The following is a 20,451-nucleotide window of genomic DNA, read 5'->3' on the forward strand; positions in this document are numbered from 1 at the left end:
CCGCGCACCGGCGTGCGCTGCGTCGGCTGAGCACCAAGGCCCGCGCACTTCGGTGCGCAGCGCCACCGCTGCACCCCCCAGGGCGCGGCGAAGAGGATAGGGGCACCTTCGTGACCGCACCTCAGACCACCTCCAACCGGCAGACGGCCGACGCCGCAAACGGCGTTCCCGCCGACGGCGTGCGCCTGGCCGTCAGGCCGGGCGCTGATGCTGAACGCCCTCTGATGGGAGTGAAGGGCACCCCGCGCGTGAGTTACAGTCAGACTGAAATATTCACGGGTGACCGCGTACGACGGGAGGCGTGGAGCGCATGAGTCTCCGGCACTACTTCCGACGGCCACCGGCCGTCACTGCCGTCGAGGCGGTCCGCCTTGTCGCGAACGGAGCGATCGTCGTGGACGTCCGCCGCGCGTTCGAGTGGAACCGTGTGCACATCCCGGGTGCCGTGCACATGCCGCTCGACGTGTTGCCCGAACACTGCCTGGAGCTGCCCGATGACCGCCTGCTCATCACCTTCTGCACCGGCGGTATCCGCTCCGCCGGTGCGGCGAACCTACTGGTGGAGAACGGCTTCGACGCGGTCAATATGAGCCGCGGCCTTGTCGACTGGCGCACCGTCGGCGGACCCCTCGTCACGGGTGAGGGGCATCCGCTTCCGTGAACTTCTTCAAGTAGCGACAGGGAGAAAGAGGAACAATGGACCGGCGTGCGCTCGTCACGGCGGGTACTGGCGGAATCGGTACGGAGACCGCGGTGGGCCTCGCCGCGGCCGGATACGCGGTGACCGTGGTCGGCCGCGATGTGGTGCGGGGCGGCTGCGATGTGGTGCGGGGCGGCAGCGCCGTCGAGCGCATCAACGCCGTCGGCACGGCCGCGGAGGCCCGGGTCCACACCGCGAACGAGAGCGTCTCCCCCGAGGAGCTGGAACGTCTCGCCGTGGCCGAGGCGCTGTTCCTGCGCAACTGCGCGGGCCGCCCGGCAAGCCCGCGACCAGGCCGCTCACCCTGACCGAAAGGGCAGAACAGGGGCGATCGCCCCAGCTCAGTCCCTCCCCGAAGAGCCTCCGGACAACGCCGACAGGAGAAGTCCGGTGAGGTCTTGGCGTCGTTGCTTTCCGAGGGTGCGTTCCAGGACGGCATCCACGTCGGCGTAGGCATCGCGCCCCGCCCGCAGGAGCTCCTGGCCCGTTGCCGTGACGTGGAGTTCCGCGGTGCGGCCTCGTCCGGGGTCGGTGCGGCGCTCGACGGCACCGCGCTCTTCCAGTTGCCGGACGGTGGCTTGGGCGCTCTGTGCGGTGATCCCCGCCCGGCGGCCCAATTCGCTGTAGGACATTCCCGGTTCCCTCAACAGGTGGCCGAGGGCCGAGAGATGGCGCAGCGTGTAACCGGTCGGCTTGAGCGCCCGTTCGACGTCCTGGCGTGCTCGCCGTCCCAGGGCGGCGAGCAGGAAGGCGGTGCTGGTGGGCGGGGGCTGGGCGGTCACGGCTCCTCGTTCCTCCTCGGAAAGTTTCAGTTTGACTTTAACTGGAGTTCCGGGCAGGCTCCAGTCCCAGCGGGCGCGATGCAAGACCGGGCCCCGAGTTTCAGTCCAGCTGAAATGTGAGGGGAGCGGAGCTTGCGGTGACCCTCTGCACCCCGTGGAGACCGAACCCGGTGGTGAGTTCCGACGGGTCGAGCATGGACATCACACTGCCGGGGCGACCAGCGCCAGGACGGTCCCCGGGCGACAACACCCCAGGATGATCACCGCAGATGCCTGGTGATCCGAATGAAGTGAGATGACGGAGATTGAAGCTTCTCGTGGTCGGCGCCAACGGCGGTCTGGGCAGACAGGTGGTCGCCCACTCCCTGGAGCGCGGACACCAGGTGACCGCACTCGTACGACGGGGTGCAGGGCAGGCCGAGATGCCGGGGCTGCGCATCGTGGAGGGTGCTGTGGGCGATGACCTGGCCGCCGTACGCCGCGCTGTGGACGGGCAGGACGCGATCGTCAGCGCACTGGGCAATCCGCTCTGGCTCAAGGCGCGTACCGGCTCAGCGGTGATGGCCCGGGCCACCGCACATCTGATGGCCGCCATGCATCTGCACCAGGTACGGCGTATCGCCATGCCGCTGGCCTGGGGAAGCGGCGCCTCACGACAGCACACCGCGTGGCCGCTCAAGGCGCTGACCCGGCTGCTCATCCGACGCGACTACCAGGACTTCGACACCGCGGAGGCGATCCTCGCCGCCTCGGGGCTCGACTTCACCATCGCCTACTTCGGCTCGCTGACCGACCAGCCCGCCTCACCTGCCTGGTCCGCCCACCCCGACATCAAAACCCCCTCGCCCCTGGCGATCAGCCGCGCCGACCTGGCCCAGTGCCTGCTGGACGCCGTCGAATCAGCCGGTCCCACCGCCGAACGCCTCTCGGTCAGCGGCGCGCCGAAAGGATGACGCTCCCATGAACCTCACGGGCAAGACCATTGTGCTGACGGGGGCGAGTTCGGGTCTGGGTGCCGAGGCCGCCCGTCTGCTCAGTGCCCGAGGCGCCGCACTGCACCTCGTGGGCCGCGACGAGAAACGTACAAGGGCCATCGGCGAGGAACTGCACGCGCCCACCTACACGGCCGACTTCACCAGCCTGTCCCAGACCCGCAGTCTGGCCGCGCAGTTGGCCCACGCCGTGCCGCGCATCGACGTACTGGCCCTGAACGCCGGAGGTGTCATGCCCCCGCGCCTCACCGACGACGGGATCGACGCCACCTTCCAGGCCAACGCCCTGGCGCCGTGGCTGCTGATGACACAGCTGGTCGGCAAGCTCGGCACCGGCCGTGTCCTTCTGACCAACTCCCGGTCCCACAACAACGCCGTCCTTTCCCCGCACAACCTCGCCGCCGCGCTCGCGGGAGAGCCACGTGTGTCGGGCCACCGCACGTACGCCCGGGCCAAGCTCGCCGCCGGAGTGCTGCTGCGCGAGTTCCACCGCCGCAACCCGGGCGTGGACGCCGGCGACTTCCACCCCGGCATCATTGCCTCGGACTTCGGCCGGTACATGGGCCGCACCGGCAGCCTCCTGAAGACCGCCGCCCGCCCGTTCATCGACACCCCTCGCCAAGGCGCCGAACGGCTGGTTGAACTGGCCACCCGCCAACAAGCCCTTGCCGGCGCCTACTTCGTCCACCGCCGGCCCGCCCAGGGTTCCGCCCAGCTCCGCAGCAAGGAACTCGGCACGGCCCTGTGGGAAGCCGCCAACCGTGCGACCGCATCCGCCTCGAACTCGGCGGAGTAGTGCTTCAGGTGCCGACGGGGGAGCAGCCTCCGCTGCCGCAATGATCGGGGACGACGCGGCCGCGATTTCGGTGTCCCTGGGTACCGTCATCGGTTCCTCTTTCTTCCTGTCACTGTGTATAAGGGCCGCGCCGGAGATGCACCGAGCCGCTGGTCGGCTCGCACGCCACGCGATTGCAGCATCCGTGAGGGCGAACTCGTAGGAGATACCGGCGTGGCGACGCAGGTGTCCGAGTGCCGCGAGATGGCCCAGGCGGTCCAGCGCAGTCGGCAAGGCTCCGCGTTGCGTTGGCACTCACTGGCGTGCCCCTCCTCCTTGGGTTACAGTCTGCCTGAAACAGCATTTCAGCCAAGCTGTAACTCAGTGGGAGGGGCCGGCATGGCCAGGGATACCTCGGTGCCGATGGGGGTGCGGGCGCAGGAGGCGATGGTCGGGCTGCTGGGCCGCCTGCCGGATCGGGTGCGGTCGGCGATGGCGGGACCGGAGATCATCGTGGAGGGTGAAGCACTGGCCGTCGATGCCCGCTTGCTGATCCGCTCCCTCGGCGACAAGGAGTCGGCTCTGGTGGTCGAGGACTCACCGGAGCTGTCCCGCGCGACGCTGGAGCGCAACGCACCGATGCTCCGTGCCGGCCGACGGCCGACGCAGGCGGTGACGGTGTCCGAGGTATGCCTGAAGGGCGGGCAGAACGCTCTGGAAGCAACCCTGTACAAACCCGCGTCCTGCCCCGGAACATCGGGGGCGCTGGTGTTCTTCCACGGCGGAGGCTGGGTGATCGGCAGCCGCGCCGGATATGACCACGTGGGACGCTTTCTCGCCGAACACACAGGCCACCGAGTGCTGTCGGTGGACTACCGGCTCGCACCCGAGGACCCGTTCCCCGCCGCGGTGGACGATGCACTGGCAGCATTCGACGACACCGTTGCGCGGGCCGAGGAATTCGGCATCGACCCGAACCGGATCGTGGTCGGTGGGGACAGCGCGGGGGCCACGCTCGCCGCGGTGACCGCCCGTCGTGCCGCCGGGCGGAAGCACGGCCCCGTTCCGGCGGGGCAGTGGTTGCTGTATCCCGCCACCGACCTGGCCACTCGTCACCCGTCCCGGGACACATACGGCATGGGATTCCTGCTCACCGACGACGACATCCGCTGGTTCCAGGACCACTACCTTCCCCCTGGAGTGGACCGTACGGATCCGCAGGTGTCGGTCGTCTACGGCGAGGTCGCCCCGGACACACCTCCGGCGCACATCATCACGGCGGGATTCGATCCGCTGCGTGATGAAGGTGAGTCCTACGCCGACAAGCTTCGCTCCGCGGGTGTCCCGGTCACAGCCGTCCGCGAAGCAGACCTGCCGCACGGCTTCCTGCCGTTCGTCCATCTCGGCCCCCGGTTCAACCAGGCCGTCACCGCAAGTGCTCACGCACTGTGCCGGATGCTGGGCTGACCGGTTTCCCCCTCTGTCTCCGGCGCTGTCTCACCGACCGCTCTTCCTGACTGACGACGACTAGACAAAGGACTTGTGTCATGCACGTACAGATCGCGCTCTACGACGGCTTCGACCCCCTCGATGTCCTCGGACCCTTCGAAGTCTTCCACTCAGCAGGCGAGTTCTCCGGCGGAGGGGTGTCCACCGAGTTCGTCAGTGCCGAAGGCGCACGGGAAGTGGTCAGTGGATTCCCGTCGATCAAGCTCACCGCGACCTCCGCCGTGGACGTGGACAAGAAAAGCGTGATCGTCGTCCCCGGTGCCGCGGGAAGCCTCTCGATGGATCCCGGCGTCGTCGGCAGCATCGGCTGGATTCTCGGTCAGGCGGGGTCCACGGATCTGCCGGGGCGGCTGCGCGAGGCGCTGGCCCGCCCGGACATGACCGTTGCCACCGTCTGCGGAGGTTCCATCCTCCTCGCTCACGCCGGCCTGGCGGACGGCCGTCCGCTGGTCACTCATGAGCGGGGCCAGGACCTCGCCGGAACGAAGGCTGTCCCGGTGGAGGCCCGTATGGTCGACGACGGCAACCTGCTCAGCTGCGGCAACGTCACCTCCGGCATCGACCTCGCGCTGTACCTGGTCGAACGCGAGGTCGGACCCCGCGTTGCCCACGCCGTCTCGGAACTCATCCGGCACGAACGGCGCGGCACGGTCTGGAGCGCCACAGGCGCCCCGGTTTCCCTGGCGTGACCGCGTTTCACCCATTTCCATGTACGTGCCGTGCGCGGGCTTCGGCCCAAGCGCGAAGGTGACCGATACGCGCGGCCTGAACCCTGTTCAGGCCGCGCCGGATGAGACATGCCGCTTCAGGCGTCCGCGATATCCACCGGCTCCCGCGGCCTGTGGATGCGTCGCATCCAACCCTCCGAAGGCTCCCGCTGCTCTCTACTCGCCAGGTCCGCCGCAGACAGCAGACGGCGGCTGCCGCAATGACCAACGATCGGCATATGGCTGTGGCGCAGCTGCGGTTCATCGTGGCGGTACTCAAAACACCGCTGAAGCGGACGCGCGGGAACTGCGGCTGACTCAGCGGGTTCCCGGCGGGCGCGCGACGGGGCGACCGCCATCTCGGGAAAGACGGCGACCACCCCGTGGTGATCGAACACGGCTGCGGCAACGAACTCGTCCCGGTCGTCGCCTGCTCCGTGGCTGGACGGTCTCTGGCCCGGCCGCCCTGTAGGCATGCCTACACGGTCCCCTGGTACACGTTGAGCCGTCCGCACATTCCGAACTTCTCGTATGCGGACGGCTGCTCGGCCCGTACGACCGCGTCGGCGAGGTGGGCGGCGTCGCCGCGCTCCAGGCGGTCGAGCTGGTCGCCGGTGGCCGCGGCGGCGGCCTGGGCACCGCGCTCCCACCGCTCGCGCCATTCGGCGAGCCGCGGCCGTACGAGCGCGGCGGCGGACCGGTGGAAGGCCGCGAGCGGCTCGGGGCCGTCCGCGTCGCGCAGCGCCCGGTAGCCCTCCAGAGCCAGGTCGCGGCGGGCCCGGGCGATCCACTCCTGCTCCTTCTCGGAGGCGTCGGCCGGGATGGCGGTCGCTGCGGCGTACGTCTCCGGATCGGTCAGGTACTGCGGGGGCAGCGTGAGGACGGCGTCGCCCGCCTCCGGCAGCCCGTTGTTCTGCATGAGGACGGTGATGCGCAGGGCGTCCTCGTCGACCAGCCGGTGGATGGTGCCGGGCGTGAACCAGGAGACCGTGCCGGGCTTGAGCGGTGTGATCTCGTACCCGGACATCGTCAGCGTCTGCACCGCGCCGCGCCCGCCGGTGACGACGTATGCCTCCGAGCAGGTCAGGTGCATATGGGGAGTGCCGCCGGACACGCCGTCGCTCGCCGGCCAGTCGTAGACGGACAGGTGTGACACGGCGACGGCGCCCGGCAGCCCCGTGAACTCTGCCGCGTTCACCACGGATGCTCCTCAAGGTACTTGGCGACCTCGTCACGCTCCCAAACGCCGTCCGCCACCACGACCCGGTACCGGCGGCGCAGCGTATCGCCCGGAGCCAGTTCGAGCTCGTCGTGGAACGCCCAGGAGGGGGCGACCGCGGCGATCGGATCGTTGCGGACGAACCAGTGGGCCGGGTGGGAGCCCTGTCGACCGAGGTGGTCGTTCTCAGGGGCGTGTGCGAAGACCAGGGTGGCATGCCCGTCGGTGCCGTCGTGTGCGCCCGAGTACGCGAGCCAAGGGGACTGCTGTCCCATCAGGCCGGGACCCTCCGCATCGGGCGCGATGATCCGTCCATCACGAAAGGCGCGCGGTCCCCGCCAGAAGAGACCGGTGTAGCCGGCCATCTCCCGGCCGGCCGTGGTCGGGCTGCCGAACACCAGCGGCTCGTCGCGTCTGTTCGTGATCGCGGAGCTCCAGGTCAGCGCCCAGCACCGGGCGGCGACGTCGACGTCGTGCACTTCGATGCGGCGCTCCTCCTCGGCCCACAACTCGCCGGTGTGCGGATGCCATGTGAGCCGCTCGGCGATGACCGCGCGGTCATCGTCCGCACCGATCTCCTCGAAGTCGACGTGGGCCATGGAGCCGATGCGTTCCGGCAGCGCGAGGTAGCCCTTGCCGTGTACGTAGGTGCCGCCGCCCCACAGGTTCTGCCCGGACAGGTGCGAGGCGGTCAATTGCAGGCCCTTGTGCCAGCGGTGGTCGTTGGGCCGGTAGCCGGTGACGATGTCACCGGTGAGCGTCCGGATCGGGTGCAGGTACGGCTTGGGCGCTTCCCAGGCCGCCTCGGGGCCGTACACGTAGGAGAAGAGTTCGATGCCGGTGACTGGCTCGGCGAGGGTGATGCGATCGCCGTGCGTGTGGACGATGTGCAGGGCGCCGGTCATGCGGAGGCCGCCTTGCTCGCCGCTGACGCGGATGCCTCGGCCACCAAGGGGCGCCCAGCCTGGCGCGCCTCCGTGCAGAGCCGTGTAGTACGGATCCCCAGGGCCGATCTCTCCTGCACGTACGGTCGTGCCGGTGAACGCCGCCTTGTACAGCGCGGTAATCAGCTCCAGGCTCGTCCGCCCGTCGGTGCCGCTGCTGCGGGGCCGCTCTCCCGCACGCATGCCGGCGACCAGTCCGCGCAGCTGATCCAGGTGCGAACTCGGCGCGTTTTCGCCGAAGTCGCGCCAGGCAGCGGCCACTTCCTCGGGCACGTCGGGGGCGGGAGTGATACGCCAGTCGTCGTTGCTGTGGCTGTACAGGTACTTCACTTCCACGGTGGCCCGCTCGCAGTCGATGCGGATGCCGCTGACCTCGTCCGGGCTGAGCACGCTGTTCACGATGGTCGCAAGGGCACCGTTCTCGAACCGTACGAGCGCTGTCGAGACGTCCTCCGTCTCCACGTCGTGCACCAGGCGTCCGGCCATGGCCCTTACCTCGCTCCACGGACCGAGAAGGTCGAGCAGGAGATCCATCTGGTGGATGCCGTGGCCCATGGCAGGGCCGCCGCCCTCGGTCTGCCAGCGGCCGCGCCAGGGCACGGAGTAGTAGGCGGCGTCCCGGTACCAGGTGGTCTGGCAGTGTGCGACCAGCGGGCGGCCGAGGGCCTGTTCGGTGAGCAGCTGTCGCACATGCCGTGAGCCGGAGGCGAAGCGCTGCTGGAAGACGATCGCCGCGTACGGACCGCCGTCCGTGCCCTCTTCCGCCCCGACGGCATCGAAGTCGGCCAGTGTCGGCACCGGCGGCTTCTCGCACCACACCCAGGCACCCGCCCGCAGAGAGGCGACGGACTGCTCCCGGTGCAGGGTGGGCGGAGTGCAGATGCTGACCAGATCCGGCTGCTGCTCAGCGAGCATGCGGTCCAGGTCGGTGTACGCATGCGGGATGCCGGCCTCGGCGCGGAAGCGCTCGACCGCGCCGGCATCGACGTCGACCGCGGCCACGATCTCGGTCTCGCCCTCGTCGGCGAGACGCGACAGTGCGAACAGGTGGGAAGGCGCGATGGCGCCCGTGCCGACGATCGCGGCTCTGATTCGTCGGCCCGCATACGGCAACGCTGGACGGTCCGCATGCTGCTGTGGAGTGGCGGCTGGGTGGGGCATGGGGGCGGACGCGTGGTGGTCTGCAGGCATGAACGTGATCAGTGCTCCCTGGGACGTGACATCTGGCTTGGCTGACGCGCGCTGGCTGCCGCGCCCCGGCGCGATGTGACCGGCTGGGCCGTCACCGACGCCAACTCAACTTCGAGCAGCGGAACTTGAGTGGGCCCTCGGTTCCCGCGCTGAACCTGGGCGACATCCACCACAAGGCAGTCAGGTTCGTATATGGGAACCGAGTTGCTCCACAGCTGAACCGTATGAGGGAAACCCTCCGTTAACAAGCCGTTGACGGCGTCCTGGGTGCAATCTAGCGTGGTCGCACTCAAAACTCAGAACTAAGTTCGGCTATAAGAACTTCAGGCTCTTGTCGCGCGTCCTCGGCGACGCCACCGGGCCGCCAACAGGAACAGGGAGAGTACGTGTCGCACAGCAGGCGGGAGGCCACGCGGGTGGGGGCGCTCCGGGCCGAACACCATCGTGAGCCCTTCGGTATCGGCGAGGCGCGCCCGCGCTTGTCCTGGCAGGTCTTTGACACGCCGGTGGGGTGGCGGCAGGCCGGATACGAGATCGAGTGCACGGACCTCGATGCGGAGCAGGTCAGCACGATTGGTCGCATCGATTCGGGGGAGAGCCTGCTTGTCCCGTGGCCGCACGCCGATCTGGACTCGCGCGACCGCGTGAGAGTCCGCGTGCGGGTCTGGAACTCCTCGTCCGCGGAGCCCACCTGCTGGAGCCCTCCCCTCGATCTGGAGGCAGGTCTGCTGGGCTCATCGGAGTGGCGCGCACAGTTCGTCACACCGGACGCCGTGCCCGGCGAGCATGCAGCGATCGAGCATGTCCCGCTGCTGCGCCGGGAGTTCACGGCCCGCGGAGAAGTTCGTCGAGCCCGGCTGTATGCCACGGCGCTGGGCCACTACGAGCTGGAGCTGAACGGGAAGCGCATCGGCGACCACGCCCTCGCACCCGGCTGGACCAGCTACCAGCATCGCCTGCGCTACCAGACATTCGACGTCACCGACGCCCTGCGTCCCGGGACGAACGCGCTGGGCGCGTGGCTCGCAGACGGCTGGTACAGGGGCCGTCTCGGCTTCCACGGCGGGAAGCGGAACATCTACGGTGACCGGCGCGCGCTACTCGCCCAACTGGAGATCCACTACGCCGACGGTTCGACCGACACGATCTCGACCGACCAGGCATGGCGCACATCACCGGGACCCATTCTGTTCTCCGGCATCTACGACGGGGAGCGGTATGACGCCCGGCGGGAGCTCCCGGGCTGGTCGTCGCCGGACTTCGACGACCGGGCATGGACGGCGGTCGAGCCTGTGGACCACGACCTGGACACCCTGTTCGCACCGCTCGGCCCACCCATCCGCTGCACCCAGGAGGTCAAGCCGGTCGGTATGACCACGACTCCTTCGGGAGCGCGCGTCGTCGACTTCGGGCAGAACCTCGTGGGCCGCGTCCTGATCCATGTGCGGGGGCGCTCCGGCGAGGTGATCCGGATACGTCATGCCGAAGTCCTTCAGGACGGCGAGCTCTGCGTCCGGCCCCTGCGTGAGGCGAAAGCCACCGACGAGTACGTGCTGCGCGGGGCGGCCGAGGGGGAGACCTGGGAACCGCGGTTCACCTTCCACGGCTTCCGTTACGCGGAGGTCACCGGTCAGGTGGAACTTGTCGACGTGACGGCTCGCGTCTACCACACGGACATGGCCCGCACCGGAACGTTCAGTTGCTCCGATCCGCTGGTGCAGCAACTGCACGACAATGTCGTCTGGAGCATGCGCGGCAACTTCCTGGACGTACCCACCGACTGCCCGCAACGCGACGAACGACTCGGCTGGACCGGCGACATCCAGGTCTTCGCGCCGACGGCCTCGTTCCTGTACGACTGCGCCGGCATGTTGGCGTCATGGCTCCGTGATCTAGCCGCGGAGCAGCTCCCGGACGGCACCGTGCCGTGCTTCGTTCCCGTCGTCCCGACTCCCGTCTGGGGCCCTCCGACCTTCCCCGCCGCCGTGTGGGGAGACGTGGCGACACTGACTCCGTGGGACCTGTACCAGCGTTTCGGTGATCCAGCGATCCTGGAGGCCCAATACTCCAGTTCCAGAGCCTGGGTCGACCGCATGACGGCCGCCGCAGGCGACGATCATCTGTGGGACAGCGGCGAGCAACTCGGCGACTGGCTCGACCCGACTGCCCCGCCGGAGAACCCCACCATCGCCAAGGCAGACCCCTACTTGGTCGCCACCGCCTACTACGCCCGCTCCACCGCCGTCCTCGCGGACATGGCGCGCGTCCTCGGTCACACTGCCGACCAGGACCACTACGAGCAACTGGCCCGGAAGATCGCCGCTGCGTTCACCGAGCGCTGGGTGCTTCCCTCCGGGTTGCTCGACAACGAAGCCCAGACCTCGTACGCGCTCGCGCTCCGCTTCGGCCTCTTTCCCACCGAGGGACAGCGCCTCGCAGCGGGGCGGCGTCTGGCCGAACTCGTACGGGAGGCCGACTTCCATATCGCGACCGGGTTCGTCGGTACGCCACTGATCTGTGACGCCCTGACCGAGACCGGGCACCATGACACGGCGTACTCGCTCCTGCTGAACCAGGGCTGCCCGTCGTGGCTGTACCCCGTCACCCGCGGAGCGACCACCATCTGGGAACGCTGGGACAGTCTGCTGCCGGACGGCACCGTCAACCCGGGCAGCATGACCTCGTTCAACCACTACGCCTTCGGTGCCGTCGCCGACTGGCTGCACCGGACCGTGGCCGGCCTGGCCCCGGCCGAGCCCGGGTATCGCCGGCTCCTCGTCAGGCCGCTCCCTGGGGGCGGCCTCACCCACGCCGACGCCACCCACGAAACGCCCTACGGCAGAGCGGAGGTCGCCTGGGACCTCGACGGAGACACCTTCACGCTCCGACTGACCGTCCCGAGCGCGGTCACGGCGACGGTGTACCTGCCCGGACACGAGGATGCGACGACCGTCAGCGCCGGCCGACACGAATGGAAGGTCGCCCTTCCCGCTGCTTGACGCCTCTACGCGGGGGCGAGGAGGACCTCACGTCGGCTGCGGCCTGTTGTGCCGCAGCCAGCGTTCGGTTTCGGCGATGTGCGTGGCGGTAGCGAGGGCGGCTGCGGCCGGATCGCGTGCCGAGATTGCCTCGGCCATGGCCCGATGGCCGGCGTCGCTGCTCCGGCGCACGGCCTCGTTGGCGCAGACGTCGTAGTCGCTGCCCCGCGATCGGAAGACCTCCACAAGAGCGATCAGCGCGGCGGCGTGCGCCTCGAGGACGCGGCGGATCTCCAGCAGCTCCAGCAAGCCGTCGCCCGGGCGCTGTCTCACCGACCGGTGGGTGCGCCCAGGGCGGTGGAGAGAGCGGTGGCCTGTTCGCTCAGTACCTTGATGATCTTTGCGCTGAATCCGGGTGACATACGTACTCCTGGGACTGCGACGCTCAGAGCCGCGCACACCGCGCCGTGGCGGTCGTACACCGGCATGGCGATGCAGTTCACTCCCGGCGTGTGTTCCGCGTCATCGGTGGCGTAGCCGCGCTCGCGGGCCTCCGCCACGACCGTGATCAGCGCCTCCACGTCGGCCACGGTCGTCGAGGTGAACTGTGTGAACTCCACCCCGTGGAACAACTGTCGGATCTGCTCGGCCGTCATGCCGAACAGCAGCGCCTTGCCGATCCCTGTCGCGTAGGCCGGCAGCCGTGCGCCGACCCGCGATTCCAGACGCAGGGGCTGCGTCGAGTCCACCTTGGCGATGTAGACGTTCTCCATCCCGTCCAGCACCGCCAACTGCACTGTTTCCTGCAGCGCGTCGCACACGGCTTGCAAGTAGGGCTGTGCCGACTGTTCCAGGGATGTCGCCGCGAGATATCTCTGGCCTGCCTGCCACAGGCGCAGGCCGATCCCGTAGCGCCGCGTCGCCTCATCGAAAGATAGGAATCCCCGCACCGTCATCGTCCCGAGCAGGGCATGCGCACTGCTCTTGGGCAGTTCGAGGCGATCACGGATCTCTGTGTACGTCAGGCCCCGCGATTCAGCCGTCAGCAGCTCGATCACCTGCAATACCCGGTCCGCCGACTTCACCGACTCCGCCACAAAAGCCCCTCCAGGTTCACATCCAAGAACTGACACAGTTTATTAGCGAACCGTACGAGGGAAACCCGCTGTTAACAAGCCGTTGACGCGGCAACGGCCGCCATCTAGCTTGGTCGCACCTCAGATTCAGAACGCAGTTCACATGGGGGAACTTCGTGATTGTCGACAGCCACTGCCATGCCTGGCAGGTCTGGCCCTACCAGCCTCCGGTGCCCGATCCGAGGCACCGGGGCAGCGTGGACGGCCTGCTGTACGAGATGGACGCGGTCGGCATCGAGCGCGCGGTGATCGTGTGCGCGGGGATCGGGGACAACGCCGACAACAACGACTACGTCGCCCGTGCCGTGGCCCGGCACAGGGACCGCCTCGACTTCGTCTTCGACGTCGACTCCGTGTGGTCCCCGCTGCATCACACGCCCGGCGCGGCGAAGCGACTGCGGGACCTCGCCGAGCGCTACCCGGACGCCGTCGGCTTCACCCACTACGCGGACAGGCGCTATGGCGGCTGGTTCGCCACCGACGACGGCGGTGAGTTCTTCGCCACCGCGGCGGAGCTGGGGCTGGTCACCAGTATCTCGGCGGCCGCGGACAGTCTCGCCGACCTGTGCGCCATCGCCGCTGCCCAGCCGCGGTTGCCGATCGTTCTGCATCACATGGGCTGGTTCGCGGAGGAGGTCCTGGCCTGCGCCGCCCAGCCGAGCATCCATCTGAAGTGGTCCGGTTTCCACTATGCGACCCCGCACCCCTGGGACTTCCCCCATCAGGCCGCCCGGCCCCAGACCGCCCGGCTGCTGGAGGCGTTCGGCGCCGACCGGCTGATGTGGGGGTCGGACCACCCGGCCTCGATCGGCAGGACGACGTACCGCCAGTCGCTGGAGATGGCCCGCACCTACACGCCGCCCATGGACGACGACAGCAGATCGAAGATCCTCGGGCGGACGGCTGCCCGGGTGTTCGCACACAAGGAACAAGTGAGCTGACAGATGAACGCAGACCGCATCGTCGCCGTACGCGCGCACCTCGTGACCCGGCCGCCTCAGCAGCATGAAGCCGACGCCCCCGACTCGCAGACTCTGCGGAACTGGCGCCGCGGCAAGGTCGCCAGCCCCATGACTGTCTACCCCGAGTTCCGTGACGACCGCGGGGCCTCGATCGGTCCCGCCGCCGACCAGACGGTCGTGGTCGAGGTCGAAAGCGCCTCGGGGCATGTGGGGGTCGCCGCCACGGCGGGCGGACTGGCCGCCGCGGCCGTCATCGAGCTCCACCTGGCCTACCTGGTCGAGGGTGAGTTCCCGATGGCGCACGAGCGGCTGTGGGACCGCATGTTCCACAGCACGCTGCGCTACGGCCGCAAGGGCCTGGTCCTGCACGCCATCTCCGCGGTGGACCTGGCACTGTGGGACCTGCACGGACAGATCACCGGGTTGCCGGTCTACGAGCTGCTGGGCGGACCGGTGCGGGACGCGGTTCCGCTGTACGCGACCGGTCCCCGTGCGGACACCGCGCGCAAGCTGGGCTTCCGCGCCGCCAAGCTCCCGCTGACCTGGGCACCGTGCGAGGGCGAGGAGGGATTCCGTGCCAACGTCGCCGCAGCCGAGGAGGCTCGTGAGCTGGTCGGCCCCGACTTCCCGCTCATGTACGACTGCTGGATGTCGCTGGACGTCGACTACGCGGCACGGCTCGCCCACGCGGTCGCCCCGCTCGGCTTCGCCTGGCTCGAGGAACCGCTGCCGCCCGACGACTACGACGGGCTGCGCCGACTGCGCGCCCGTATGCCTCAGACGATGGCGCTCACGACGGGCGAACACGAATACACCGCGGCCGGCTTCCGGTTGCTGTGTGAAGCGGGAGTCGATGTCATCCAGCCCGACCCCGCATGGTGTGGCGGACTGACGGAACTGCGCAGGATCGCCGCCGTGGCCCGGACCACGAGCACGCGGCTCATCCCGCACACCGGCGGCCTGTACAGCGCGCACTTCGCGATGGCCCACCGTGAGGTCGACATGGCCGAGTTCGCCATCATGGAGGGCGAGTGCGACACCGCCCACCGCCAGCACGGCGATTTCATCGGCGAAGTCCTGCCGGTGGACGGGCAGATCATCCCCGGCGAGGGCCCCGGTTTCGGGCTCACCATTGACCCCGAGGTCTCCCTGGCGCGGCCGTCGGGTGGCTGGGCGGCGTTCCGGTGACCGTCCGTCTGGCCGTTGTGGGCCTGGGCTCCTTCGCGCACCAGGCCCACCTGCCCGCGATCACGGCCGCACCGGACATGGATCTGGTGGCGGTGTACGACGTCGATCCGGAGCGCGGCCGTCTGGTGTACGAGACGTACGGCGTGCCCCATGTCGTCACCGGCATCGAGGAGCTGAAGGGGCTGGTCGACGGGGTGGTGATCGCCACTCCCCACACCACCCACTTCGCTCTCGCCCGCCAGTCGCTGGAGGCCGGACTGCACGTCTTCGTCGAGAAGCCGATGACGACCTCGGCCCACGAGGCGTGGCACCTGGTCGACTTGGCGGAACAGCTCGGTCTGCACCTGACCGTCGGCTACACCTACCAATACGCCGCGACGGCAGAAGCCGTCCGCACTGCCGTACGCACCGACATCGGCACGCTCACCTGCGTCAACGCCGACTTCTCCAGCTGCGCCGCCAGGTTCTACGCCGCCGATGTCACAGACCTCGGCGGCCCTGACCGACCGCAGGGGCGCACCTACGCCGACCCTGCCCTGTCCGGCGGCGGACAGGCACAGAGCCAGCTGACGCATGTGATCGCCAACATTCTGTGGAGCACAGGACTGCACCCCGAGCAGGTCTTCGCGTTCACCACGCACCAGTGGGGGAGCGGCGTTCTGCCCGTCGACGTCGACGTCGACGTCGACGTCGACGTCGCCGACGCCGTCAGCTTCCGCCTGGCAGGCAACGTCCTGGGCGCCGCTACATCCACCGGTACACTGCCCGACTCGCTGCCGCCCCAGCACCGTGTCCGCTACTACGGCACCTCCGGCATGGTCGAGCACGACCTTCTGCGCGCCGAGGCCATGGTGTATCTGCCGGACGGTAGCCAGCGGCACATCAGGCTGCCGATCAGCGCTCCCGCCCATGACCACCGGCAGCCCGTGCGCGATTTCGCGGCCCTGATCGCCGGCCGCACAAACGTCAATCGCGGGCCGGGCGGTCCCGCAGCCGAGACCGCTGCCTTCATCGAGGCCCTGTACGCCTCGGCTGCCACCGGGCAGCCCGTGTCCCCCTATCGGAAGGAACCCACCTTGTGAACCAGACCGCGGTGATCATCGGCGCGGCCCAGGGGATCGGCGAAGCCGTCGCCCGTCGGCTCGCTGCCGACCGTCCGGTCGTCCTGGCCGACCTACGCCACGAGGCGGTGAAGGAACTGGCGGCCGACCTGACCGCGCACGGCGCCGACGCGCGCGCCGAGCACGTCGACATCACCCGCCCCGAGTCCGTCGCCGAGCTCGTCCGCGCCACCTCCGCGGCCTCCCAAGTCGCCATCTCCGCAGGGTTGTTCCACACCGGCCCGGCATTGACGGTGACCTCCGAAGCGATGGCCGACATCCTCGACGTCAACCTGATCGGCGTGTACTCCGTCGCCCGCGCCTACGCCCAGGCCATGGCGGACGGACACGGCGGCGCCATCTGCGCGGTGGGCTCGATCGCCGCCCGCGTGCCGCGCCTGCGCCAGGCAGCGTACTGCGCCTCCAAGGCGGGCATGCGGCAAGCCCTGCGCGTCCTCGGCCTCGAAGTGCTCCCGCACGGTGTGCGCGTGAACTTCGTGGCGCCCGGCCCCACCGACACCCCGATGATGGCGACCCTCGCGCAGGACCACTCCGGCATCGAACTGTGGCGTGGGGACCCGGACGCCTTCCGCCCCCGCATTCCCGACCAGCGGGTCGCCACCCCCGAGGACATCGCGGACGCGACCGCCTTCCTGCTGTCCGATGCCGCCGCCCACATCGCCCTGCACGACCTGTACGTCGACGGCGGCGAAAGCCTCGGCCTGTAGAACCTGGAGGCGCTCGTGCGCAAGACCCACCCATCCCCGGGCCGCCGACGGCGCGTGCCCTGGGGTGTCTATCTGACCCTGCTTCCCACGCTGGCCATGCTCGGCGTCTTCGCCTACTACCCGGCCGCGAACGGCCTGGTGCACTCGTTCTTCGACTGGCAGCCCGGCTTCAGCTCACGCTTCATCGGCTGGGACAACTACAGCGCCATGCTCGACGACGACCTGTGGTGGCACTCGTTCCGCAACATCGGGATCATCTTCGTCTGGGCCGTCACCCTGATGTGGGTGTTCCCGCTGCTGGCAGCGGAGCTGGTGATGGCGCTCTCCAGCGAGCGGCTGCGCTTCGTCTTCCGCACCCTGCTCATCATCCCGCTGGCTTTCCCCATGGCGGTCAACGTCCTGCTGTGGCAGTTCATGTACGACCCGAACGACGGCCTCATCAACACCTTCCTGCGGGACATCGGCCTGGACTCACTGGCCCGGAACTGGATCGGCGACCCGAGCAGCGCCCTGGTGGCACTGATGACGATCGGCTTCCCCTGGGTCGCCGGCCTGCCCTTCCTGATCTTCCTGTCCGCGCTGCAGAACGTGCCGACCGAGATCTACCAGGCGGCCTCCCTGGACGGCGCGGGCTGGTTCCGGCGAGTCTGGAGCATCGATCTGCCGTTGCTGCTGCGTGAGTTCAGGCTTCTCTTCGTCCTCGCCGTCATCACCGTCCTGCAGTACGGAATGCAGGCATCGATCATGACTCAGGGCGGTCCGGACAATGCCACCCAGGTGCCGGTGCTGCGCATGCTCGACGTTGCCTTCAAGGATGCGGACTGGGGGTACTCCGCGGCCCTCGGCTCGACGCTGTTCCTCCTGATTCTGCTGGTAAGCGCCGGATCACTGCTCGCTGGACGCCGGAGGAAGCCCCATGCTGCTGCATGAAACCGCTGAGCGGAAGACCACCGCTCCCCAAGCCACCCCCGTCAGCACCCCGCCACGGCGGCGCACCATGCTGCGCAGCCGGCGAACCAACCTGCTCGCCGGCGGACTGCTGAGCATCATGGCCTTCACCGGGCTATTCCCCTATCTGTTCATGCTGATCGCCTCCGTGAAGGACAACACCCAGTTCTACGACAGCTATTGGCTGCCATCCTGGCCCTTCCACCCCGGCAACTACTCCGTCGCGTGGCGTCAGGTCAGTCCTTACCTGTTCACCTCCGTGATCGTGGCCGCCTTGTCCATCCTGGGAACGCTGCTGCTGGCCACCGGCGCCGCACATGTCTTCGCCCGATACCGCTTCCCAGGCCGCGGACTGCTCTTCTCGTTGATCGCAGTACTGCTGATGGTTCCTCATGTCACCAGCCTGATCCCGACGTTCGTCCTGATGAAGGACCTCGGGCTGCTGGACACCCGTCTTGTCCTGATCATCCCCTGGATCAGCTCCGGTACGGTCCTGGGCATCGTGATCATGCGCACCTATATGGCGCAAATCCCGGAGGAGATCTTCGAAGCGGCACGGGTCGACGGGGCCGGCGGGTTCCGCGTCTTCTGGTCGCTCGTCCTACCTCTGACCCGCCCCGTCATGGGCACGGTCGCGATGATCACCGTACTGAACGTGTGGAACGACTACTTCTGGCCTCTGCTGACCGTGCAGACGGACCAGTACCGCACGGTCTCGGTCGGCCTGGCCTTCTTCGCCAGTCAGCAAGTACAGCAATGGGGCCCGCTGTTCGCCGGATACACCCTGGCCAGCCTCCCCCTGCTCCTCCTGTTCACCTTCCTGTCCAAGAAGTTCCTCGCGGGCATCCAGGGCGGCATCACCGGCGGCAAGTAGCCGCTGCGAACGACGTCACAGGGGTCTTGTTCACCACCAGATTTCACTAAGGAAAAAAGGTACGAATGAGTACATATTTCAGACGGCGGCGCATGCTCATCGCATCGGTCGCACTCACCGGCATGATGCTGAGCGGATGCGGTCTGCTTGGCGTCGACGACAAGGACACCGAGTCCGACGGCAAGGTGACCATCACGCTGGCCGGACCGAACCAGTGGACGTCGAGCGGCAGCAGCTTCGGGCCCGCCTGGGAAGCACTGGTCAAGAAGTTCGAAAAGCGGGAACCGAACATCCGGGTCAAGACCCAGGTGCTGCCGCTGGACAACTTCGGGCAGACCATCAGCACCTGGTTGAACACCGGCTCGGCGCCCGAGATGGTGTTCAACCAGGCTCCGCACAAGGCACAGCAAGTGCACGCCCTCAATGAGGAATTGAATCGTCCCAATCCCTACATTCCTGGGAACAAGCACTGGATCGACTCCTTCCGCGAGGAGTACTACTCACCTGACGGAGTCGCCGTCAGTAAGGAGAGCGGCGAGCTGGAGTACGTGCCGTTCAACCTTTCCACCATCGGCCTCTACTACAACAAGGAAGCGTTCCAGAAGGCCGGCGTGAAGGCGCCGCTCCAGACCTGGGAGGACTTCAGGTCTGCTTGCACCAAGCTACGCAAGGCCGGATACGACCCGGTGGCCCTGGACAGCAGCCAGCTGGCCACGAACTGGACGTGGATCACCATCAGTGCCATGCTCAACGACAAGTACTACGACAATATGAACGTCTACAACTCGGCTGGTCAGCCGGGCAAGTCCAAGACTGTCAGCTTCCCGTCCAAGGCATGGGCCAAGGCCATCAAGGAAGGGACGTTCCGCACGACGGAGCCTGAAGTGGCCGAGACCCTCAAGCTCACCAAGGAGTTCTTCGACTGCGGAACCAAGAACTGGTCCGGCATCTCCGACCAGGGAAGCTCGACGGTCGTCGGGCTCAAGGACTTCGCTACGAGCAAGGCTGCCATCGCGTGGGGAACCGACTTCGCGCCCGCATCGATCCGCTCGGCCGGCAAGGTCGACTTCGGCACCATGCCGTTCCCCACGATCACCAAGGAGACGACGCCGCTGTCCTCCGGTGCGCCGGCTCGCTGGGGGGCCTCAGTCGGCGGCACCAGCTACATGATCCCGTCCACGGTCAAGGGCAAGAAGTACGACGCGACGATCAAGTTCCTTCAGTTCGTCAGCTCGCCCGAGGTCAAGGACTGGCTGCACGCGACGGGCGGCCTGCCCGCCATCGACAATGTCGAAGCACCGTCGGAGACCGCTGGCCTGCAGCAGGGTTCGTGGGCGGAGTCCTACCGCATCATGCTGCCCATGGACGCTGACAACACCAAGCCGCGTGATGTCTTCGACGGGTATCTCCTCGGCAGGCGCTCGCTGAAGAGCCAGCTGGCGGAGCTGCAGCGGTGGTGGGAACGCGACGCTGACACCGCCATCAAGAAGAACGGCTGGTCGTCCGAGCCCTGGGCGAAGTAGGCAGGTCCTCCTCTCCGCGCGACCTGGGTGCGGCTCCCGCCACATGCGCGAGCCGCACCGCACCGCCGAGGTGCATCCCGCAAAGTCACATGATCGCGCCGAAGCATGCGCACCATCCTGCCCGCGAACCGGAATGTTTGCTTTCTGCGCAAGAAGCCGCTCTGGTGCTTTGGTGTGTGCGCAATTCTACTCAAA

At 68.2% G+C, this 20,451-nt stretch carries 19 protein-coding genes and 2 pseudogenes; 15 read left to right on the top strand and 6 right to left on the bottom strand.

What is annotated here, in order from left to right; all coding sequences use genetic code 11:
- Positions 1–310 precede the first annotated feature (310 nt).
- Together ACWEKM_RS37590 and ACWEKM_RS37595 are read left to right on the top strand one after the other, a co-directional pair.
- Complete coding sequence (locus ACWEKM_RS37590) at positions 311–661, top strand: rhodanese-like domain-containing protein (protein ID WP_451625797.1); 351 nt, start codon at positions 311–313, stop codon at positions 659–661.
- A gap of 35 nt (positions 662–696) precedes the next feature.
- A complete protein-coding gene (locus ACWEKM_RS37595) occupies positions 697–1,008 on the top strand; it encodes a hypothetical protein (RefSeq protein WP_451625799.1) in 312 nt (103 codons plus the stop codon).
- Positions 1,009–1,041: 33 nt separating this feature from the next.
- Here the strand turns inward: ACWEKM_RS37595 and ACWEKM_RS37600 are convergent, their stop codons facing one another.
- Entirely contained in the window at positions 1,042–1,482 is a 441-nt protein-coding gene (locus ACWEKM_RS37600; RefSeq protein ID WP_451625776.1) for a MarR family winged helix-turn-helix transcriptional regulator, read from the bottom strand.
- A 305-nt stretch (positions 1,483–1,787) separates the two neighbouring features.
- Between ACWEKM_RS37600 and ACWEKM_RS37605 the strand changes: the two genes are divergently transcribed.
- From ACWEKM_RS37605 to ACWEKM_RS37625, 5 genes and pseudogenes are all read left to right on the top strand, one after another.
- The gene (locus ACWEKM_RS37605) at positions 1,788–2,435 is read left to right on the top strand and encodes an NAD(P)-dependent oxidoreductase (protein ID WP_451625777.1); all 648 of its coding nucleotides are present in this window, start codon (positions 1,788–1,790) and stop codon (positions 2,433–2,435) included.
- Positions 2,436–2,442: 7 nt separating this feature from the next.
- Entirely contained in the window at positions 2,443–3,270 is an 828-nt protein-coding gene (locus tag ACWEKM_RS37610) for an SDR family NAD(P)-dependent oxidoreductase (protein WP_451625778.1), read from the top strand.
- A 378-nt stretch (positions 3,271–3,648) separates the two neighbouring features.
- Positions 3,649–4,716 carry an alpha/beta hydrolase gene (locus ACWEKM_RS37615; protein WP_451625779.1) on the top strand — a complete coding sequence of 356 codons (1,068 nt, stop codon included), beginning with the start codon at positions 3,649–3,651 and terminating at the stop codon, positions 4,714–4,716.
- An 80-nt stretch (positions 4,717–4,796) separates the two neighbouring features.
- A complete protein-coding gene (locus tag ACWEKM_RS37620; protein WP_451625780.1) occupies positions 4,797–5,447 on the top strand; it encodes a DJ-1/PfpI family protein in 651 nt (216 codons plus the stop codon).
- 365 nt (positions 5,448–5,812) lie between these two features.
- A pseudogene (locus ACWEKM_RS37625) lies at positions 5,813–5,903 on the top strand (winged helix-turn-helix transcriptional regulator); the annotation flags it as partial.
- A gap of 40 nt (positions 5,904–5,943) precedes the next feature.
- Here the strand turns inward: ACWEKM_RS37625 and ACWEKM_RS37630 are convergent.
- The 3 genes and pseudogenes from ACWEKM_RS37630 to ACWEKM_RS37640 form a co-directional block, all read right to left on the bottom strand.
- Positions 5,944–6,666: a cupin domain-containing protein gene (locus tag ACWEKM_RS37630; protein ID WP_451625781.1), complete on the bottom strand. Its 723-nt coding sequence runs from the start codon at positions 6,664–6,666 to the stop codon at positions 5,944–5,946.
- Entirely contained in the window at positions 6,660–7,589 is a 930-nt protein-coding gene (locus tag ACWEKM_RS37635; protein ID WP_451625798.1) for a DUF6807 domain-containing protein, read from the bottom strand. Before ACWEKM_RS37635 ends, ACWEKM_RS37630 begins: the two co-directional genes overlap by 7 nt.
- A 48-nt stretch (positions 7,590–7,637) precedes the next feature.
- Positions 7,638–8,789, bottom strand: a pseudogene (locus tag ACWEKM_RS37640) (Gfo/Idh/MocA family protein); the annotation flags it as partial.
- A gap of 416 nt (positions 8,790–9,205) precedes the next feature.
- Here ACWEKM_RS37640 and ACWEKM_RS37645 point away from each other — a divergent pair.
- A complete protein-coding gene (locus ACWEKM_RS37645; protein ID WP_451625782.1) occupies positions 9,206–11,818 on the top strand; it encodes a family 78 glycoside hydrolase catalytic domain in 2,613 nt (870 codons plus the stop codon).
- A gap of 27 nt (positions 11,819–11,845) precedes the next feature.
- On the opposite strand, the gene ACWEKM_RS37650 is transcribed toward ACWEKM_RS37645, so the two are convergent.
- Both ACWEKM_RS37650 and ACWEKM_RS37655 read right to left on the bottom strand, forming a co-directional pair.
- Positions 11,846–12,130, bottom strand: coding sequence for a hypothetical protein (locus ACWEKM_RS37650; RefSeq protein WP_451625783.1), 285 nt, complete (start codon positions 12,128–12,130; stop codon positions 11,846–11,848).
- A complete protein-coding gene (locus ACWEKM_RS37655; protein ID WP_451625784.1) occupies positions 12,127–12,894 on the bottom strand; it encodes an IclR family transcriptional regulator in 768 nt (255 codons plus the stop codon). The genes ACWEKM_RS37650 and ACWEKM_RS37655 overlap by 4 nt, the downstream gene beginning before the upstream one ends.
- 155 nt (positions 12,895–13,049) lie before the next feature.
- On the opposite strand from ACWEKM_RS37655, the gene ACWEKM_RS37660 reads away from it, so the two are divergent.
- From ACWEKM_RS37660 to ACWEKM_RS37690, 7 genes are all read left to right on the top strand, one after another.
- A complete protein-coding gene (locus ACWEKM_RS37660) occupies positions 13,050–13,874 on the top strand; it encodes an amidohydrolase family protein (protein WP_451625785.1) in 825 nt (274 codons plus the stop codon).
- A 3-nt stretch (positions 13,875–13,877) separates the two neighbouring features.
- Positions 13,878–15,083, top strand: coding sequence for an L-rhamnonate dehydratase (gene rhmD / locus ACWEKM_RS37665; RefSeq protein ID WP_451625786.1), 1,206 nt, complete (start codon positions 13,878–13,880; stop codon positions 15,081–15,083).
- Positions 15,080–16,165: a Gfo/Idh/MocA family protein gene (locus ACWEKM_RS37670; RefSeq protein WP_451625787.1), complete on the top strand. Its 1,086-nt coding sequence runs from the start codon at positions 15,080–15,082 to the stop codon at positions 16,163–16,165. The genes rhmD and ACWEKM_RS37670 overlap by 4 nt, the downstream gene beginning before the upstream one ends.
- Positions 16,162–16,911 carry an SDR family oxidoreductase gene (locus ACWEKM_RS37675; protein WP_451625788.1) on the top strand — a complete coding sequence of 250 codons (750 nt, stop codon included), beginning with the start codon at positions 16,162–16,164 and terminating at the stop codon, positions 16,909–16,911. Before ACWEKM_RS37670 ends, ACWEKM_RS37675 begins: the two co-directional genes overlap by 4 nt.
- A gap of 15 nt (positions 16,912–16,926) precedes the next feature.
- The gene (locus ACWEKM_RS37680) at positions 16,927–17,841 is read left to right on the top strand and encodes a carbohydrate ABC transporter permease (protein WP_451625789.1); all 915 of its coding nucleotides are present in this window, start codon (positions 16,927–16,929) and stop codon (positions 17,839–17,841) included.
- Positions 17,828–18,733, top strand: coding sequence for a carbohydrate ABC transporter permease (locus ACWEKM_RS37685; protein WP_451625790.1), 906 nt, complete (start codon positions 17,828–17,830; stop codon positions 18,731–18,733). The genes ACWEKM_RS37680 and ACWEKM_RS37685 overlap by 14 nt, the downstream gene beginning before the upstream one ends.
- Positions 18,734–18,798: 65 nt before the next feature.
- On the top strand, positions 18,799–20,256 hold the full coding sequence (locus ACWEKM_RS37690; protein WP_451625791.1) for an ABC transporter substrate-binding protein: 1,458 nt from the start codon (positions 18,799–18,801) through the stop codon (positions 20,254–20,256).
- Positions 20,257–20,451 lie beyond the last annotated feature (195 nt).

Source organism: Streptomyces sp. NPDC004752 (assembly GCF_053601275.1).

Coding starts and splice junctions, on each gene's coding strand:
- ACWEKM_RS37590 (WP_451625797.1), top strand. CDS start 311: ATGAGTCTCCGGCACTACTTCCGACGGCCACCGGCCGTCACTGCCGTC.
- ACWEKM_RS37595 (WP_451625799.1), top strand. CDS start 697: ATGGACCGGCGTGCGCTCGTCACGGCGGGTACTGGCGGAATCGGTACG.
- ACWEKM_RS37610 (WP_451625778.1), top strand. CDS start 2,443: ATGAACCTCACGGGCAAGACCATTGTGCTGACGGGGGCGAGTTCGGGT.
- ACWEKM_RS37615 (WP_451625779.1), top strand. CDS start 3,649: ATGGCCAGGGATACCTCGGTGCCGATGGGGGTGCGGGCGCAGGAGGCG.
- ACWEKM_RS37620 (WP_451625780.1), top strand. CDS start 4,797: ATGCACGTACAGATCGCGCTCTACGACGGCTTCGACCCCCTCGATGTC.
- ACWEKM_RS37635 (WP_451625798.1), bottom strand. CDS start 7,589: ATGACCGGCGCCCTGCACATCGTCCACACGCACGGCGATCGCATCACC.
- rhmD (WP_451625786.1), top strand. CDS start 13,878: ATGAACGCAGACCGCATCGTCGCCGTACGCGCGCACCTCGTGACCCGG.
- ACWEKM_RS37685 (WP_451625790.1), top strand. CDS start 17,828: ATGCTGCTGCATGAAACCGCTGAGCGGAAGACCACCGCTCCCCAAGCC.
- ACWEKM_RS37690 (WP_451625791.1), top strand. CDS start 18,799: ATGAGTACATATTTCAGACGGCGGCGCATGCTCATCGCATCGGTCGCA.